The organism is Kribbella sp. NPDC048915 (genome assembly GCF_040649595.1).
Classification (GTDB): domain Bacteria; phylum Actinomycetota; class Actinomycetes; order Propionibacteriales; family Kribbellaceae; genus Kribbella.
The window spans coordinates 1-16,782 of sequence record NZ_JBEZFT010000050.1; the positions used below are offsets into that span (position 1 = coordinate 1).

Annotated in this window: 14 protein-coding genes; 10 read left to right on the top strand and 4 right to left on the bottom strand. The window is 69.4% G+C overall.

What is annotated here, in order from left to right; all coding sequences use genetic code 11:
* The first annotated feature begins 803 nt into the window (after positions 1-803).
* Positions 804-1,208, top strand: a complete 405-nt coding sequence (locus AB0B82_RS23285) for a hypothetical protein (protein ID WP_360172125.1) — start codon at positions 804-806, stop codon at positions 1,206-1,208.
* Between the two features lie 40 nt (positions 1,209-1,248).
* Positions 1,249-2,829 (top strand): phospholipase D-like domain-containing protein, encoded by a 1,581-nt coding sequence (locus AB0B82_RS23290; protein ID WP_360172128.1) that lies wholly within the window; start codon positions 1,249-1,251, stop codon positions 2,827-2,829.
* Positions 2,830-2,847: 18 nt separating this feature from the next.
* Here the strand turns inward: AB0B82_RS23290 and AB0B82_RS23295 are convergent, their stop codons facing one another.
* Positions 2,848-5,226 carry a LuxR C-terminal-related transcriptional regulator gene (locus tag AB0B82_RS23295; RefSeq protein ID WP_360172130.1) on the bottom strand — a complete coding sequence of 793 codons (2,379 nt, stop codon included), beginning with the start codon at positions 5,224-5,226 and terminating at the stop codon, positions 2,848-2,850.
* Between the two features lie 278 nt (positions 5,227-5,504).
* Between AB0B82_RS23295 and AB0B82_RS23300 the strand changes: the two genes are divergently transcribed.
* The 5 genes from AB0B82_RS23300 (at position 5,505) to AB0B82_RS23320 (ending at position 8,562) form a co-directional block, all read left to right on the top strand.
* Complete coding sequence (locus AB0B82_RS23300; protein WP_360172133.1) at positions 5,505-5,804, top strand: hypothetical protein; 300 nt, start codon at positions 5,505-5,507, stop codon at positions 5,802-5,804.
* Positions 5,767-6,075 carry a hypothetical protein gene (locus AB0B82_RS23305; RefSeq protein ID WP_360172136.1) on the top strand — a complete coding sequence of 103 codons (309 nt, stop codon included), beginning with the start codon at positions 5,767-5,769 and terminating at the stop codon, positions 6,073-6,075. The genes AB0B82_RS23300 and AB0B82_RS23305 overlap by 38 nt, the downstream gene beginning before the upstream one ends.
* A 78-nt stretch (positions 6,076-6,153) precedes the next feature.
* On the top strand, positions 6,154-6,609 hold the full coding sequence (locus AB0B82_RS23310; protein WP_360172139.1) for a DUF6325 family protein: 456 nt from the start codon (positions 6,154-6,156) through the stop codon (positions 6,607-6,609).
* Between the two features lie 10 nt (positions 6,610-6,619).
* Positions 6,620-6,955 (top strand): SHOCT domain-containing protein, encoded by a 336-nt coding sequence (locus AB0B82_RS23315; RefSeq protein WP_360172142.1) that lies wholly within the window; start codon positions 6,620-6,622, stop codon positions 6,953-6,955.
* 20 nt (positions 6,956-6,975) lie between these two features.
* On the top strand, positions 6,976-8,562 hold the full coding sequence (locus AB0B82_RS23320) for an MFS transporter (protein ID WP_360172145.1): 1,587 nt from the start codon (positions 6,976-6,978) through the stop codon (positions 8,560-8,562).
* 12 nt (positions 8,563-8,574) lie between these two features.
* On the opposite strand, the gene AB0B82_RS23325 is transcribed toward AB0B82_RS23320, so the two are convergent.
* Complete coding sequence (locus AB0B82_RS23325) at positions 8,575-9,111, bottom strand: potassium channel family protein (RefSeq protein ID WP_360172147.1); 537 nt, start codon at positions 9,109-9,111, stop codon at positions 8,575-8,577.
* A 138-nt stretch (positions 9,112-9,249) separates the two neighbouring features.
* Between AB0B82_RS23325 and AB0B82_RS23330 the strand changes: the two genes are divergently transcribed.
* Positions 9,250-10,728 carry a DUF2252 domain-containing protein gene (locus tag AB0B82_RS23330; protein WP_360172150.1) on the top strand — a complete coding sequence of 493 codons (1,479 nt, stop codon included), beginning with the start codon at positions 9,250-9,252 and terminating at the stop codon, positions 10,726-10,728.
* Positions 10,729-10,737: 9 nt separating this feature from the next.
* On the opposite strand, the gene AB0B82_RS23335 is transcribed toward AB0B82_RS23330, so the two are convergent.
* Both AB0B82_RS23335 and AB0B82_RS23340 read right to left on the bottom strand, forming a co-directional pair.
* On the bottom strand, positions 10,738-12,957 hold the full coding sequence (locus AB0B82_RS23335; protein WP_360172153.1) for a phage holin family protein: 2,220 nt from the start codon (positions 12,955-12,957) through the stop codon (positions 10,738-10,740).
* A gap of 939 nt (positions 12,958-13,896) precedes the next feature.
* Positions 13,897-14,388: a DUF1269 domain-containing protein gene (locus AB0B82_RS23340; protein WP_360172156.1), complete on the bottom strand. Its 492-nt coding sequence runs from the start codon at positions 14,386-14,388 to the stop codon at positions 13,897-13,899.
* Positions 14,389-14,572: 184 nt separating this feature from the next.
* On the opposite strand from AB0B82_RS23340, the gene AB0B82_RS23345 reads away from it, so the two are divergent.
* Entirely contained in the window at positions 14,573-15,055 is a 483-nt protein-coding gene (locus tag AB0B82_RS23345) for a DUF6069 family protein (protein ID WP_360172159.1), read from the top strand.
* Between the two features lie 63 nt (positions 15,056-15,118).
* Positions 15,119-16,729, top strand: coding sequence for a family 20 glycosylhydrolase (locus AB0B82_RS23350; protein ID WP_360172162.1), 1,611 nt, complete (start codon positions 15,119-15,121; stop codon positions 16,727-16,729).
* The last annotated feature ends 53 nt before the right edge of the window (positions 16,730-16,782 follow it).

The following is a 16,782-nucleotide window of genomic DNA, read 5'->3' on the forward strand; positions in this document are numbered from 1 at the left end:
CCCCACGCGGTGGGTTCACCCATCGTGTTGTGGGTTCCTGACCCGTCTGAACGGTGGGGAACCCACAACAGCGTGGGTGAACCCACCGTCGCGCGGACGTCCCGGCCCGCCTACGACCACGCCCCACCACGCCGACCACCACGCCGTACGACCAGCGCGTGCTGCAACGTTGCCGGCTCGCGGGCCGAGCTGACCTGAACCGTCGGCGTGGCGTACGCCCGGATATCCCTTCGTGTTGGGGTTACCCCACCGTGGCCGGCACGATCCACCGGGCCGTGGGGCCCAGGAGACCCCGTGCAACATGCGCACCGCCCCAGTTCGCCGGGGTCACCTCAAGCCCGCACTCCCCCGCGCTGCCCGCACTCCCCGCATTGCTGACCGCCGAACCGCTCCTAGATGATTGATGCGCGGCCCGAAGGTGTGCACGCTCGACAGTTAGTGTGGCGCGGGCGGGTGTGTTCGGCGCCTGAATCACGCTCAGCTGTGACCCTTGTCACGGGAGACGTCCTGTCGACCTGACACACGCCACACGCCACCCACGCCACACGCCCGAGCGTCCTCGGCCCATCACTACGACCACCGGATCCAGACCAGGCCGTGCACCAATCATCTAGGAGAGTTTTCCGCACGACAGTGGAGGGTCTTCCCGCCATATGCGGAAAAACCCTCCACAGATCCACGGCTGCAACACCGCCACCCGACCCGCGCATCGGTCAGCGGCCCGGTCGTCCGCCAGGGGTGACGCGGCAGTGCTCGGCGCGGGCCTACTGTCGCGCGGTGGCGAGCAGGGGGAGGGAGTGCAGATGACCGGCAACCGTACTGTCGCGTCGCCTCCGCAATCGGGCTGGGAGACGGGGGCTGTCGTCTTCGCCGGTGTGGTTCTGGTGATGATCGGCGCCTTCCATGTGATTACCGGCCTGGCCGCGATCATCGACGACGGCTACTTCGGGCAGGTCGAGGATTACGCCTACGACCTCGATCTCACGGCCTGGGGATGGATCTACCTGGTTTTCGGGGTGGCGGCGGTCATCACCGGGATCGGCTTGTTCAACCGGGCCGGCTGGGCCGAGTGGATCGCGCTGTTCCTGGTTGTGCTGAGTGCGCTGAACAACTTCTTCTTCATTCCGTTCCAGCCGTTCTGGGCGATCGTGCTGATCGCGCTCGACGTCTGGGTGATCTGGGCGCTGACCCGCTCCCGTACGGCGTAGCCGGCGGCAGTTCGGCGGTGCCGGCAGACCGGGGTGAACGATGACCGATCAGAGCGCCGCCAAGTGGTTGCTGCGGATCGAGGAGCGCGGCAATCCCGGCACCGACATCGACCAGGTGGGTGACGTGGACGGGTCCTGGGTCGAGGGAAACCTGGTCCGGCCGTTGATCCACGGTGCGACGTATTTCCGCCGGCTGTACGAGGAGTTGTGCGCACTGCGCGCCGGCGACCGGGTGTACTTCACCGACTGGCGAGGCGACGCCGACGAGCAACTGCTGCCGGACGGCCCGGCCATCGGTGCCGCGCTGATCGAGCTGGTACGGCGAGGCGTCGAGGTCCGGGCCCTGCTGTGGCGGTCGCACTCGGATCATCTGCGGTTCAGCGCGCGGGAGAACCGCAAGCTGGGGACCCGGCTCAACGCGGCCGGCGCCGAGGTACTGCTCGATCAACGCGTCCGGATGCTCGGTTCGCATCATCAGAAACTGTTCGTCATCCGGCACCATGGGCCCGAACGCGACCTCGCCTTCGTCGGCGGCATCGACCTTTGCCACCAGCGCCGCGACGATCACCAGCACCGGGGTGATCCGCAGCGGGCACCGATGGACCGGCGGTACGGCGATCGCACGCCTTGGCACGATGCGGTACTGGAGATTCACGGACCGGTCGTCGGCGATCTGCTCCGGACGTTCTGCGAACGCTGGGACGACGGGCATCCGCTCGATCGCCGGACGCCGTACCGGATGGTCGTGCAACGGCTCGCGCGGATGCCGCGGCATCCGGAGCCGCTGCCGGAATCCTTCCCGGATCCTCCACCGGCCGGACCGCACACCGTGCAGGTCCTGAGAACGTACGGCCACAAGCGACCCGGTTACCCGTTCGCGCCACTGGGTGAGCGCAGTGTCGCCAGGGCGTACGAGAAGGCGTTCCGCAACGCCCGGCGGCTGATCTACGTCGAGGACCAGTATCTGTGGTCCGAGCTGATCGCACAGGGGATCCACGACGCTCTCGCGCGGGCGCCCGACCTCCGGGTGATCGTCGTCGTGCCGCGGTACCCGGACAACGACGGCAGGTTGAGCGGACCACCGGCCCGTCTCGGCCAGTTGCACGCCGTCCGGCTGCTGCAGCGGTTCGCGCCCGGGCGGGTCGGTGTTTTCGACCTGGAGAACGGCGAAGGTACGCCGATCTACGTGCACGCGAAGATCTGCATCGTCGACGACGTGTGGTTCACGTGCGGTTCGGACAACTTCAACCGCCGGTCCTGGACCTGCGACAGCGAACTCACCTGCGCCGTCCTCGACACCGAAACGACCGGCGACGGCGAAACGCGACGGCTGGCGCGTGACCTCCGGCTGGAGGTGTGGTCGGAGCACCTCGGCCGATCGCGCGACCGTCTCGCCGGCCTCAGCCCCGCGGCGGGCTTCGACCTGTGGAAGCGGACCGCTGCGACCCTGGACGCCTGGCACGCCGGCGGTCGCCGCGGCACGCGCCCACCCGGACAGGTCCGCGCGCACCGGACCGAACCGGTGAGCAGGCTGCAGGCACTGTGGGCCGAACCGCTGTACCGCTTGATCTACGACCCGGACGGACGCCCGCATCACCTGCGCGGCTCGACGACGTTCTGATTCACAAGGACCAGGCCGTCAGTTCTCTGGTTGGGCGGGCAGCAGCCCGAGCTCCCAGGCCCGGCGGACGGCTTCGTTGCGGCGAGACGCGCCCAGCTTGCGCAGGATGCTGCGCACGTGGCTGCGCACTGTGTTCACCGACACGAACATGGTGTCCGCGATCTCCTCGGTGGTCAGCAGGTCGGCGAGGTACCCGAGGACCTCTTGTTCCTTGCCGGTCAGAGCGCTGGTGATGACCAGTTGGTCCCGGGACCTTCCGTGCCGCTCGGCAGCGCGACCCGGTTCGCGATCGGACGGCGTCCGCAGCCAGGCGTGGTGGCGGGCCGCCTCACCGGTCGGCTCGAGCAGTTGCCGCAGGACGGCCGGCGCCTCCGCGAAAGGCCGGCGCAGCTGCTCGGGAGCGGCCAGCCGGAGGGCGCGCTCCAGGTAGAGGTCGCCGCGCGCCTTGTTCCCCGCACGGACCGCCTCGGCTGCCTGGACCAACCAGCTGTTCACCTGGGTGTCGAGGGGATCATCGACAGCAGGTGGCTGACCGACCACGGGCTCGCCGGTGCGCAGGTTCGACTCCTCGTGGACCAATGCTTGGTCGAACCAACCACCGTGGCCACGGAGTTCGTCGCGCGCGGCCCGCAGTTCGTCGATCGCCGGCTGGACGTCGCCGCGCGCTCGCAGCTGCCTGGCCAGGACCAGTGCGCACGCCGCTCGCACGATCAGGCTGTCCGGCCTCGAATCGGCAGCATCCTCGACGCGGTGCAGCAGCTCTTCGGCCGCGGCCGGCTCGCCGCGATCCGTGTGCATCCAGGCCGCCGCGACGAGTGTCGACCGCGGCAGACCGGGTGGTGTCCCGGGTGCGGTCAGCGCCGTCGCCCGGGCGACGAGTTCACCGGTCCGTCGCAGCCGGCCGCGAATCGCCTCGGCCAGCGCCGCCAGGCCGAGGAACTCGGTCAGTACCTCGTCGGCACCGGTGTCCTCGGCCAGCGCGATCCCGTCCTCGAAGGCCGACGCCGCGGCCGGAAAGTCACCGCGCCGGAGCAGGATCCGGCCCTTGCAGCCGATGATCAGCAACCGCGCTTCCGGGTGGAAGGCCGGTGAGCCCGGGACGACCGTTCCGAGTCGGCCTTCCGTGGCCAGGACGCCGTCCAGGTCCGCAGCCGTCGCGGGCCTGAGCGTGGCGCAGACTGCCCGCAGCATGCCGATCACCAGCGCAGCGTCCTGCGCATCGGATCGGGCCACCGCAGCATCGGATCGGCGGAGTTCCGACGTACCCCTGGCGACGTCGAACTCGGCCAGCGCCAGGACGGCCCTGGCAATCGCCGGCTCGGGACCTTCGAACTCGTCGGGGAACCCCGCGAGCAACGCTGACGCCTGCCGTCGACGTCGCCCGATCAGCACCGCGACGGTGTCCGGATTCGCCACCAGGTACCGGGCCGCTTGCCGCCAGTCGCCGGCGGTGACCGCATGATGCATCGCCTCCAGCGGCTGACCGTTGCGAGCGAACCAGGCCGCCGCCGCGCTGTGCAGCGAGGGGACGAGCGCCGGCTCCTCATACAGCACCTCGGCCCGCAGGAACTCGCGGAACAGTGCGAGGTAGCTGTAGCCGTCGGTTGTCCCTGCCACCGGCTGAATGAACGAGTTGCCGCGCGCGAGGAACTGCAACGACCGAAGATCGCACCGGTGTGCCGTCAACACTTCGGCCAGCCCCGGCGTGACGACGTCGACCAGGCTGGTCCGGAGCAGGAACTTGCGCAGCTCGGGTGGTTGCGAGTCCAGTACCTCCGCCATCAGGTACGCCGCGACGTTGCCGGTGTCACCGCGGAACTCGCGGATCGCGCGACCCGGGTCGGACTTGCCGGCCAGGTTCATGGCCGCGAACACCAGACCGACCGGCCAGCCGCCGGTCCGGGCGTGCAGGTCGGCGAGCTGGTCCCCGGTCAGGTTCAGCCCGAATGCGCGGGTCAGCGCCGCGACCTCATCGGTGGTGAACGCCAGGTCTTCGGCCTGGATCTCGGCGATGGCGTCGGCCAGGCGGTATTGGTGCAACGGCAGCGGCGGGTCGTACCGCGTCAGCAGGATCACCCGGAACCGTCCGGCGTAGCCGCGCAGCAAGCGGTCGAGATCCCTCCCGAACTCCGCCGTGATCATCCGGTCACCGCAGTCCACGACCAGCACGAGGGTCTGCCGGTCGTCAGCGCGCAACACCTGGTGGACGGACTTCAGCAGGTCCGCGGGTTCACCATCGGTCGCCGGCGCGATCCGCCGTACCAGCGCCGGGCCCCGATAGGACTCGGCCCACGAGTCCACCAGCACCGACTTGCCGAAGCCCGCCGGTGCGCTGATCAGCGTCAACGGCCGCTGGATGCCGAGGTCCACCCGATCGACCAACCGCTGCCTCGACACCTCCCCCTGCTTCTGCACAGCGGTTCTGACCGCCCTGCTCGGACGATCGTCGAACGATGCGCCGGGCGACGTCCGACGACTGCCGCCCACCCTCACCGACCGCTCGCTCGCCATCAGCCCTCCCAAGACGCGAATGCCCAGCGCACGTGAGGGGACGTACCTACCCGACGAAACCACCAAGACGCCCGCAAAACCAGCCCCTGTGGCAGTTCACCCCACAGGGGTGACGCAGCCGGATCGGAGGTTTGCCAGCGTCGAGGCACACGGTGGCGGACACGGTGGCGGACAGGGTGGCGAACGGAGTGGTTGCGATGGTCGAGGCGGTGTACGAGGTCCGCGTGGCCGACGTGGTCCCCGAAGAAGATCTGCGCGACATGCGCGCGGTGACGATCGCCGTCGACCAGGTGAACACCGTCGTCTACAGCATTCCGAGCCAGGCGGCGCTGTACGGCCTGCTCGCGAGGCTGCGCGCATTGGGCATCGAGGTCATCGAGGTACGGCGCGTCCTGGACCCGGCGTCAGCACCGACGGAGTGGACCGATGTCGAGCAACGGAGCGGAGACGATGACACCACGTGAACACCGCGGCCCGTCGTACCAGGTCGTCCTCCAGGGCGATCTACGGCCGGCCACCCTCGCCTTCTGCGCCGGCCCCGCAGCCGAACACCGGACGGCCGGAGCCTTCCGGTTGCGGCTGCGCGACGGCCAGGACATCGCCGATCTGGTCGAGCGCCTGCAGGTCGCCGGCCTGACGATCCTGAGCATCCGGCAGCTGACACCGGCCGAAGCCGCGCTGGTCGAACCGCACCCGCAAGAGTTCGTGCCACCTGAGCTCATCCCACGGGGGTGATGCCACCGGCACCGGCCGGCGGGACGGTGATCGGACAGGACGCCGGGGGCGCACGCGCCCCGGGAGGGATGGACAGACATGGCGGATGTAGACGTTCACGGCCCCATCGACTACGTGCTCCTCGAGTTCACCGGCAACAAACTGACCGGACGAGCGGCCGAGGAGCTGGTGAATCTGATCGATCGCGGAATCATCCACGTGTACGACGTGATGCTGGTCGGCAAGGACGCCACCGGTACCCCGTACGGGATCGACCTGGCCGAGGCCACGGAGCAGGCCGGCGGGTTCGCGGAGCTGAGCGGTGCCCGGACGGGGCTGCTGGCCGACGACGACGTGGCAGCGGCGGCCGCGGCGATGGAACCGGGCACTCTGGCGGCGCTGGTCGTCTACGAGAACACGTGGGCGATCCCGTTCGTCGCGGCGGCGATGGAATCCGGCGGTCAGTTGATCGCCGGCGGCCGGATCCCGGCCCAGGACGTCATGGCAGCACTCGACGCCCTGGAAGCGGTGGAATCGCTGGAACCCATGAGTTGAGGAGCTTGAGATGCCAGGACTGCTGCGAGGAATTGTGCGGACGGCCGCCGTCGCAGGCACCGCGACCGCGGTCCACGGCCGCGTGCAGCGCCGTCAGGACGCGAAGTACGCCCGCCGCGACGCCGACACGGCGGCCGCGCGGGACACGGAATACGCCCAGCAAACAGCACCGCAAACAGCACCGCAGTACGCGCAACAAGCCCCACCGCAGGCGCCGCCGGCTCCGGCCCAGCCGGCCACCGAGGATCGGCTGGCGCAGCTGAAGAGTCTCGGCGAGCTGAAGCAGTCGGGGGTGCTGACCGACGCCGAGTTCGAGGCACAGAAGGCGAAGATCCTGGCCGGCTGACGCTCGGTCGGCGCACGCTCATGAGCGACAACTCCAGCGGTGTCCCGGCCGGGACGAAAGCCAATGCGCGGCTGAGCATCCTGCTCGCGATGGCGATGTTCGTCCTGGTCGTGGACACGTCGCTGATGAACGTCTCGATCGCCTCGGTGGTCGACGACCTGGACACCACGGTCAGCGGCGTGCAGTCGGCGATCGCCCTGGAGGCGCTGGTGTCGGCGGCGTTCATTCTGATCGGGAGCAAGGTCGGTGACCTGATCGGCCGCAAGCGGGCGTACGTGCTCGGGCTGTGCGGGTACGCGATCGGCGCCTCGGCGATGGCGGTGGCGCAGAGCCTGACCGCGATCATCGTGTTCTGGGCGCTGGTCGGCGGGCTCGGAGCGTCGCTGTTGCTGCCCGCCATGCAGGCATTGATTCACGGCAACTTCGAGGGGCCCGCGCAGACCAAGGCGTACGCGCTGGTCGGCGCCGCCGCCGGGCTGGCGGCCGCGGTCGGACCGCTGCTCGGCGGCTTCATCACCACGTACCTGTCGTGGCGGGTGGCGTTCCTGTTCGAGGTCGCGGTGATCGTGGTGGTGCTGATCGGTCAGGGGCTGGTCAAGGACGCGCCGTACACCGGCTCGCGGCAGGTCGACGTCGTCGGAGCCGCCCTGTCCGTGGTGGGCATGGGCGGCATCGTCGCGAGCATCCTGGTCTGGCAGGAAGGCGGCGAGTACGTCGGCCTGATCCTGGTCGTCGGCCTGATCGGGCTCGGCGGGCTGGTGTACTGGCTCCGGCGCCGCAAGCATCGCGGTGAGCCCACGCTGATCGACCCGGCGCTCTTCGCGTCGGACGGCTTCCGGCTGGGGATCTCCCAGCAGATGCTGCAGCAGATCGCGCTGGGCGGCACGATGATCGTGCTGCCGATCTACCTGCAGATGGTGCTCGAGTACAACGCGATGCAGGCCGGTCTGTCGCTGGCACCGTTGTCGCTGAGCATGTTCGGGATGGCGATCCTCGCCGAGAAGAAGGCCGGCGCACGGCGGCCGAGCGGCATCGTCCGCTGGGGGTTCGCGATCCTCACCACCGGCCTCGTGGTGCTGATCCCGATCGTGCCGCGCGCCGACTCCGGCTGGCTGCTCGCCGCACCGTTGGTGGTCGTCGGTACCGGTCTCGGCCTGCTCGTGTCCCAGCTGAACAACTACACGCTCGCGCCGATCTCGGAGGAGCGGGTCAGCGAGGCTGCCGGCGTCAACTCGGCGGCCGGATCGTTCGGGCTGTCGTTCGGGCTGGCGTTCGCCGGAGCGATCATGCTCGCGACGCTGTCCTTGAGCTTCACCAACCTGGCCGACTCCAGCACCGTGCTGTCACCGGCACAGCAGCAGCAAGTCGCCGACACCCTCGAACACGATGCCCAGGTGATGTCCAACACCGACCTCGAACTGCTGCTGGCCAAGCAGACGCCCGAGGTCCGCGCGGAGATTCTCGACATCAACACCACGGCGCGGCCGCTGGCCCTGCAGGTTGCCCTGGGCATTCCGATCCTGGCCGGGCTCGCCGGGCTGCTGAACTCCTTCCGGATGGCCCGGGTCCCGGATCCGCCGGCCAAGGATGTCGGTCTGACGGCCTGACGCCGGAGGTGTTCACTTGCGGCTGTCGAGGTTCTGGTTGGCCACCCCGAGCACAACCCGCGCGACCAGGCCGACCAGGATGACGTCGGCCACCATCTGGATCGTCGTGACGGTCCGCGCCGCGCCCGACACCGGGGCGATGTCACCGAATCCGACGGTCGCGAACACGGTCACCGTGAAATACGCTGCGTCGAGCCGGTTCAGCGGCTCGGAGAACGTCGACGGCTCGGTGTCGGCCATCAGGTAATAGGTGGTGGCGAACACCACGAGGAACAGCGGGAGCGACGTCGCCATCGCGCCGACCGCCCGGATCCGGGGGTACGACGCGCGGGAGATGGCGGCGATCTGCCATCCGAGCACCAGACCGACGACGAACAGCCCGAGGACCAGGCCGGCCACCGGTTCGGAACCGTCGAGACGCATCGGCAGCACGAAGTACCCGGCGACGATGACCGCGGACACCAGCAACGAGCGCAGCAGCGCCACCGTCACCAGCCGGCGACGGGTCCGCCGCGGGAGTTGCCGGTAGTCGACCGCCGCGTCCTTCACGCCTCAAGTCAAGCCGTCGGGCGGCGTGGAGGGTTCATCCGGCCGGGGTGATGCTGCTGCGCCGACCGCGGTGTTCGGTGGACCTACGGGATCAGCGCCGGATCACGCGCCCCGACGCCACCAAGGGGGTAACGCAGCATGAGTGTATCGACGCCGATGGTGCCGGCGCGGGCCGTCGTCAGCAGGACAGGTTCGACCCGATCCGCCGAGGGACCCGCCGTCCGGCGTCTGCCCCCGTCCGATCACGCCCGGATCGGACTCGCCGCGCGGAACGCGTTGCCGCCGCGCGAACAGGGTCAGCTGGTTCTGCCGGCGGAGCGCCGCGATCCCGTCGTGCTGCTCGAGGAACAGGCCAGGTCGCGGCTCCCGGAGCTCGTACCGGTCCGGCACGGTCGAATGACGATGTCACCGTACGCCTTCTTCTGCGGTAACGCCGTCGGCATGGCGACCGATCTCGCGGTGGCTCCGGTGTCCGGTCTCGGCGTCCAACTGTGCGGCGACGCCCACCTGTCGAACTTCGGCGTCTTCGCCGCACCGGAGCGCCGGCTGCTGTTCGACATCAACGACTTCGACGAGACGGTTTCCGGTCCGTGGGAGTGGGACATCAAACGCCTCGCCGCCAGCCTGGCGATCGCCGGCCGCTGCAACGGGTTCTCCCGCAAGGAGCGCCGCAAGTGCGTGCTGGGTACGGCGTACCGGTACCGCGATGCCATCGCCGAATTCGGGACGCTGCGCGCGCTCGACATCTGGTACGCCCGGGCGGACGTCGACGAGGTCTACCAGATGTTGCCAAAAGCAACCTCCAGCCGGCGCAAGAACGTCGACCAGAGCCTGCTGAAGGCCCGTGGCAGCGGAAACCTGAAACCACTGGCCAAACTCACCGAGCTGACCGACGACGGCGTCCGGATCAAGGCCGACCCGCCGTTGCTCGTGCCGGTCGCCGAACTGCTGCCCGAGGCCGAGCGCGAAGAGCTCGGCACCGGGATCAAGGAGCTGCTGACCCTGTACCGACGGTCACTGCCGATCGACCGGAGGGTGCTGTTCGACCAGTTCGAATTCGCCGACCTGGCCCGCAAGGCCGTCGGCGTGAGCGGTGTCGGGACGCGCTGCTGGATCGTGCTGCTCCGCGGGCGGGACGACGGTGATCCGCTGTTCCTCCAGGTCAAGGAGGCCGCACCGTCCGTGCTGAAGGGCAAGGTGCCGACCGCGCTCCGGCAACGACCCGCGCACCGCAACGACGGCGAACGGGTGGTGGTCGGGCAGCGGCTGATGCAGGCGGCCGACGACATCTTCCTCGGCTGGCGGCGGACCGACGGCATCGACGGCCAGGCCCGCGACTACTACGTCCGGCAGTTGCGCGACATGAAGGGCGCGGCCGTGGTCCAGAAGCTGGATCCGGCCGGAATGACGATGTTCGGCCAGCTGTGCGGCTGGACGCTGGCGCGAGCCCATGCGCGGTCGGGTGACCGGATCGCGCTGGCGACGTACCTGAACAGCGACGACGCCTTCCCGGAGGCGATGGCCGAGTACGCCGAGGCGTACGCCGACCAGAACGAACGGGATTACCACGTCTTCCTGAACGCAGTCGAGACGGGGCGCCTCGCGGCCGACACCTGATCCCGTATCTCAGCCCGCCGTGGACTTGTGCGGGACGTCTACCCGGTGGCCGCAGTGGCGGAGGATGTTCTTCAGGGCGAGGTGGAGTGCGTCCGCGCCGACCACGCGCTCGGCCGGGAACGGTACGTCGACCGGTACGGCGACGAACGCGCGGTCCTGCCAACCGCCTAACCCGCCGTGGCATCCGACCAGGCCCTCGAACGCTGCCACCTCCTCGGTGCCGGACTCGACCAGACTGTTGACGTAGATGTCCGGCGCCTCGGGTCGCAGCGCCGCTCGGAGGACGAACGCGGGCGCGTACGGCCCGAACGGAGCCAGCGGGTCGACGCCCTCGACCTGTCCGTCGGCGAGCCGGTGCCGGCCCTTGGCGCCCAGCGCGATCGGACCCTCGACCTCGTCCAGGACGACGACGAAACCGACGCCCGGGTGCGCGGCCAGTCCCGCCACCAAGGCCGGGTACCGCCGATCGAGCTGCCGCGCCGTGAGTCGCTCCTTGACGCCGCGGACGTAGACGAGCCCAAGATTGCCGGACCCGAAAACGTGAAACTCCTCGTCCCCTTCGGCCTTCCCCGATCTGCGCCGCTGGGTTGTCTCGTGGGTCGTCGCCTCAGCTGTGCCCGTCCCGCCCGTGATGAGCTCGGGGTGGTCGGCGTGGTCGGCGTGGTCGGCGTGGCCGGGGTGGGCCTCGACGAGGTCCGCTTCGTCGTGGCCGCGGCGCTCGATCGCCTGGGCGGCGTTGCGCATGGTCCGCCCCTGAACACCGCCGCCGGACGCCAGTTGGTCCACCAGGATCCGCGTGCGGCCCCATCCTTCGACCGGCGTGGACGACACGGCGACATCCGCCGCGGCCAGGCGCGATACGACGACCGCGAGCTCCTCGCCGTACCGATCCGCGAACGGTGTCCCCTGCGCCTGTCCGTGGTCCGACAGCAGCACGAAGCGGTACCGGCGCGGCGCGACCGACGCGATCAGCTCGAGCTGGTGGAGCACGCGATCGACCGACTCCAGTGCCTCGAGGCTCTCCGGACGCAGTACGCCGGCGTGGTGCGCGACCTCGTCGTAGTCCACGTAGTCGACGTAGATCGACCTCGTCCCGCGCAGCATGTGGTGGGCGACGAGTGCAGTGTTGACGTCCCGCAGTACCCCATTGGTAACGGCCCGCAAAGCCGCCGTCGACCAGGAGCGGTGACACCGCGGCTGCACGTCCCGCCGAACACCACGCCGAGCCTGGAAGCGATCACGCAGCAGCTCCGAGACCGAGCGGGACAGACCACGGGTCAATCCCGCCGGACTGGCCACGAACTGAGCGACAGCCCGCCTGGTGATCTCTCCGCCGTCGGCCCGCGCGCTCATCGTCAGCGCCGCTTCCGGTGCGTCGCCGGTGAACAGGTTGCTGATGCTCACACCTCCGTCGACGAGCAGCCCGTGACCGGTGGTCAGGTCGGCTTCGATCACGGCGGCGTCCGACGGCCGGTTCGCCACCAGAATGCGGTCGCCGGCGCGGTCGTACCAACGGAACGCGGGGATCCCGTCGATCACCCCGTGCAGGATGCCCATCTGGCTCGCGGGCGTCGTCGCCGGCAACTTCGGCGTCCACTCGTGCAGGCGGTGGCTGCCGGAACGCAGCCAGCGCGACAACGTCGGTACCGTCCCGGCCGTCACCGCCATCTGCAGGACCGGGAACGGTACGCCGTCCAACTGAACGAACACCACGCCGTCCACGTCCGCGTCATCCACCTCAGCCGTACGGCGCCGTCCCGCGGCCACAAGTCGCTCCACGAACCCCTCGTCGGTACCGGCGGTGCTCAGCCAGCCGACGACGGTACCGACCACGCCGACGATCCACGCGACAACGAGCGCGGACCAGAAGTTGTCGACCCGCACATCCGGCAGCACCCACGCGGTGACGAGAACGATCGACGCCTGGCCGACCACCGCCAGCAAAAGGACACCCACCCAGCCGAACCGCGCAGCCCCCGCCACCAGCAACGGTTGAAGGGTGAGGCCAACGATCCCGAGCACGACCGCGAACCCGAGCGGCCCGAACGGGAGGTTCGCATGGAAGCCGGACAGGAGCGCGTCAGCCAGCAGTATCGCCAGCGTGGTCGCCACCAGCCAAAGCGCCGCCGACGCCAGCCACGAATACCACCGCCGATGCCGCACCCCCCGGCCAAGCCGCCCCGCCAACTCCGCCCGCCGCCCGCCGGCCACCGGTGTTCTCTCGGACATACCCCCACCCCACTACCCACCCAGCCGGCCGTCGTCATCCCTACCGCATGACCACCCCACCTCCCGAGCAAACCCGCCGTACGCCGGGGACGTCGTACGCCAGGGACGTCGTACGGCGCGGTCTGTGGCGGGGACGTCGTACGGCGTGGTCTGTGGCGGCGTCGTGCGGCGTGGTCTGTGGCGGCGTCGTGCGGCGTGGTCTGTGGCGGCGTCGTGCGGCGTGGTCTGTGCCGGCGCCGTGCGGAAAGGGGGCACTTTGTGCATGAGATCCGTACGAAATCGGCCTCCGCGTACGGATCTGGTGCACAAAGTGGGGTGTTTCACCCGACGCAGTGGTTGCGACCACCGTTCGCATGCGCCGGTCCGTACGACAGCACCAAGCGCCTTGCTGTACGACGGCGCCGGCATCACGACGTACCAAAGAGCCTCCGCGGTCCACCGCGTGCTCGCCGGCCTCGCCGCGGTCGCGCTGCGCGCCCTCCGGCAACGGTGGCCTCGAACAAACGACCGCGCCTATGAACAGGAAACGGTGGCTGTGAACAGGCAATAGCATGTTCAAGCCCACCACGGCGTGGATCCGTCGACGCCGACGACCTGCTTGTGTACTGCGCGCCCCGCCGTACAGCACGAGCGCCTCCCGCACTCCGTCGTACGGCGTGGTACCTGGCGGTGTCGTACGGATTTAGGCGACTTTGTGCATGAGATCCGTACGAAATCGGCCTCCGCGTACGGATCTGGTGCACAAAGTGGGCGTTTCACCTGATGCAGCGGTCGTCGTCCGGACGCGCCCGCGCCGTCGTACGACAGCACCGAGCACCTTGCCGTACGACGGCGCGGGACGTCTCACCTGCATCACAGCGCCGGCGCCCGCGTTGTGGTGCGGGCGCCGGCGGTGCGATGTCGTGCAGGAGGCTGACAGGCGTTGGGCTGTCGCAGCTGTTACTGGGCGACCATCTCGCGCAGTTCGGCCTCTTGTTCGGCCGAGAGGTTGGACTCGATGAGTTCGGGGCGCAGGCCGCGTTCGGCGAAGGCTTCCCGGACCTTGTCCTGTACGGCCTGACCCGACATCAGGAACAGCGCCGAGGTCCCCGGCGTCACCTTGTCGCGCGCGGTCTTGATGAAGTCGTCGTCGATACCGACATCGCTCATCGAGCCCGCCAACGCTCCGGCCGCGGCGCCGATCGCGGCGCCGAACAGCGGGACGAAGAAGATCAGCCCGAAGAGCATGCCCCAGAACATGCCTCCCAGTGCCCCGGCCCCGGCCAGGTTGTGCAACTGCCGGGTCTTGGGCTTCTTCTTGCCCGGTTCCCAGGACACCGTCGCCGCGTCGTGCAGCTGGATCAGCTGTTGTTTGGACAGCATCTCCAGGGTCTGGACTGCTTCGTCGGCGCCTTGCGGGCTGTCGAACTTCCACACCGTCAGTGTCGCCATCGTGTACTCCTCGGGTCGGTCTCGCCGTCACCTGCAGACTCGACCGGCATCCGCTGCGTCGCCTCATCCCCACTGGGTGAACGGCTCACCGCTCACCCCGGCGGGACCGGAAAATCATCCGCACCGGACGGTGTGTACCAGTGCGCGGATCGCCAAGGTCTGAGGACCGACAGGAGACCGACGCATGACCATGCCACCATCGCGCCCCGCCGCCGGCCCGACACCACGGGTCAACGCCGGCCGGCTGTGGGCGGGCGGAGCGGCCACGGCGGCGGTCGCGGCCCTGGTCGCGATCGTCGGCATTCTGATCGCCCGTGGCGTCTTCGACCTCGAGGTACTCGCGCCGCAGGGCCAGGGCGTCTGGGGCGATGCGGACACCTGGACGTACGCCGCAGTATCGGCGGCCGCCGCACTGCTGGCCACCGGCCTGCTCCACCTTCTGATCTTGGCCACGCCCAGCCCGCTCCGGTTCTTCACCTGGCTGATCACGCTGGTCACCTTGGCCGCGATGGTTGCTCCGTTCGCCGCCGAACGCTCCTTGGAGAGCGTCGCCACCGCCGCGATCAACCTAGCGCTTGGTATCACCATCGGCTCGTTGCTGACCGGCACCGCCCGCAGCGCCATCGGCTTCGCACCGCCGGCCGGCCCGTACCCCTCGACGTCGTAGCAGCGCCTGGCGTTCCGGCGTCAGAGGGTGGTCCCGCGCGTGTCGGTGACGCACAATCGTTCGATGCGTCTTCCCGTGATTCCCGCACCCACGTCGACAACCATCAGCGGCGGCGACTGCACGATCGACAGCACGACCACCGTCGTCGTACAGGCGCCCGAACTCGCCCGCGCGGCGGCGTTGTTCGCCGACGACGTCCGCCTCGACACCGGTCTCGCGCTAAGAGCGCCGGCTCACCCGGCACCACCGGGCGCGTCCATCACCGTGCAGCTCGGCGACGAAGGCCTCGGCGACGTACCGCCAACAGCCGGCCTGCGCGCCGACGGCGAACCGGTCGACGAGCGCCACGGCGTCGAGATCACCACTGACGGTGTTCGGGTGTGGGGCCCGACGCCCGAGGCGGTGTACCGCGGTCTCACCTCATTGCGCCAACTCATCTCCGCGAACCTGCAGGGCGGTACGGCGATACTCCCGGCCGCCCGCGTCCTCGACGGGCCGCGGTTCGCGTGGCGCGGGCTGTCGCTCGACGTCGTACGGACGTTCCACCCGCCGGCGGAGGTACGGCGAGTGATCGACATGCTCACGCTGTACAAGTTGAACGTGCTGCACCTGCACCTCACCGACGACCAGGGCTGGCGCGTCGAGGTGCCGTCGCGGCCGGCGTTGACGGAGATCGGTGCGGCCGGTGCGATCGACGACCGTCCGGGCGGGTACTACAGCCAGGACGAACTGGCCGAACTCGTCGCCTACGCGGCCGACCGGTACGTGACCGTCGTACCCGAGATCGACATGCCCGGACATACATCGGCCGTCCTGAAGGCGTACCCCGAACTGGCGCCCGCCGAGCTGCGCACCATCGACTTCGGCAACGGCAACTCGATCCCGCTGAACGCGCTGCAGCCCGATCGTCCCGAGACGTGGGCGTTCGTCGAGGACGTGCTGGATGCGGTCGTCCCGCAGTTCCCGCAGAGCGCGTACGTCCACATCGGCGGCGACGAGGCATGGGGCATGCCGGACGAGGACCACGCCGTCTTTGTCGACAAAGCGGCGGCGCTGGTCCGGGCGCGTGGCAAGCGCGTCGTCGGCTGGCAGGAGATCGCCCGCGCGAACCTCGGCCCGGACGACGTGGCGCAGTACTGGATCAGCATCGACATCGACGCTGCCGATGCCGGCGACGGTCCGGAGCTGCCCAAGGACCTGTTGCCGGTTCTCGTCGAGCACTTCCGGAAGGCGAAGACCGACGCGCCTCAGGCCATAGCCGCCGGGGCGCGGTTGATCGCGTCGCCGACCACGTGGCTGTACTTCGACCGCCCGCACGGAGATGCGTCGTCGGACCCGGCGCAGGAGGAGTTGCGGAAACGGCTCGGCCTGGAGTTCTACGGCCCGGCCACGCTGCGCGAAGGCCTCGACTGGGACCCGGTCGAGAACACCCCCGGCGTCACGTCGGTCGACCAGTTGGCGGGCGTGGAGGCAGCCATCTGGTGCGAGACGATCACCAACGCCGAGGACCTGGAGTTCCTGCTCCTCCCGCGGATCCCAGGCGCCGCCGAGAAGTCGTGGTCCCAGGGGACACCCGACTGGCCCGAGTACGCCGCCCGCCTGGGAAAGCAGTCCGCCTCCTGGCGCGCCCGATCCTGGACCTGGCTCAAGTCCACCGAGGTCGACTGGAAGTAGCGCAAGCCGTGCCGTTGCGGAAACATTTCCGCACCAGGTGCTGGAGATGTTCC

Coding starts and splice junctions, on each gene's coding strand:
- AB0B82_RS23285 (WP_360172125.1), top strand. CDS start 804: ATGACCGGCAACCGTACTGTCGCGTCGCCTCCGCAATCGGGCTGGGAG.
- AB0B82_RS23290 (WP_360172128.1), top strand. CDS start 1,249: ATGACCGATCAGAGCGCCGCCAAGTGGTTGCTGCGGATCGAGGAGCGC.
- AB0B82_RS23305 (WP_360172136.1), top strand. CDS start 5,767: ATGTCGAGCAACGGAGCGGAGACGATGACACCACGTGAACACCGCGGC.
- AB0B82_RS23310 (WP_360172139.1), top strand. CDS start 6,154: ATGGCGGATGTAGACGTTCACGGCCCCATCGACTACGTGCTCCTCGAG.
- AB0B82_RS23315 (WP_360172142.1), top strand. CDS start 6,620: ATGCCAGGACTGCTGCGAGGAATTGTGCGGACGGCCGCCGTCGCAGGC.
- AB0B82_RS23320 (WP_360172145.1), top strand. CDS start 6,976: ATGAGCGACAACTCCAGCGGTGTCCCGGCCGGGACGAAAGCCAATGCG.
- AB0B82_RS23330 (WP_360172150.1), top strand. CDS start 9,250: ATGAGTGTATCGACGCCGATGGTGCCGGCGCGGGCCGTCGTCAGCAGG.
- AB0B82_RS23335 (WP_360172153.1), bottom strand. CDS start 12,957: ATGTCCGAGAGAACACCGGTGGCCGGCGGGCGGCGGGCGGAGTTGGCG.
- AB0B82_RS23340 (WP_360172156.1), bottom strand. CDS start 14,388: ATGGCGACACTGACGGTGTGGAAGTTCGACAGCCCGCAAGGCGCCGAC.
- AB0B82_RS23345 (WP_360172159.1), top strand. CDS start 14,573: ATGACCATGCCACCATCGCGCCCCGCCGCCGGCCCGACACCACGGGTC.
- AB0B82_RS23350 (WP_360172162.1), top strand. CDS start 15,119: ATGCGTCTTCCCGTGATTCCCGCACCCACGTCGACAACCATCAGCGGC.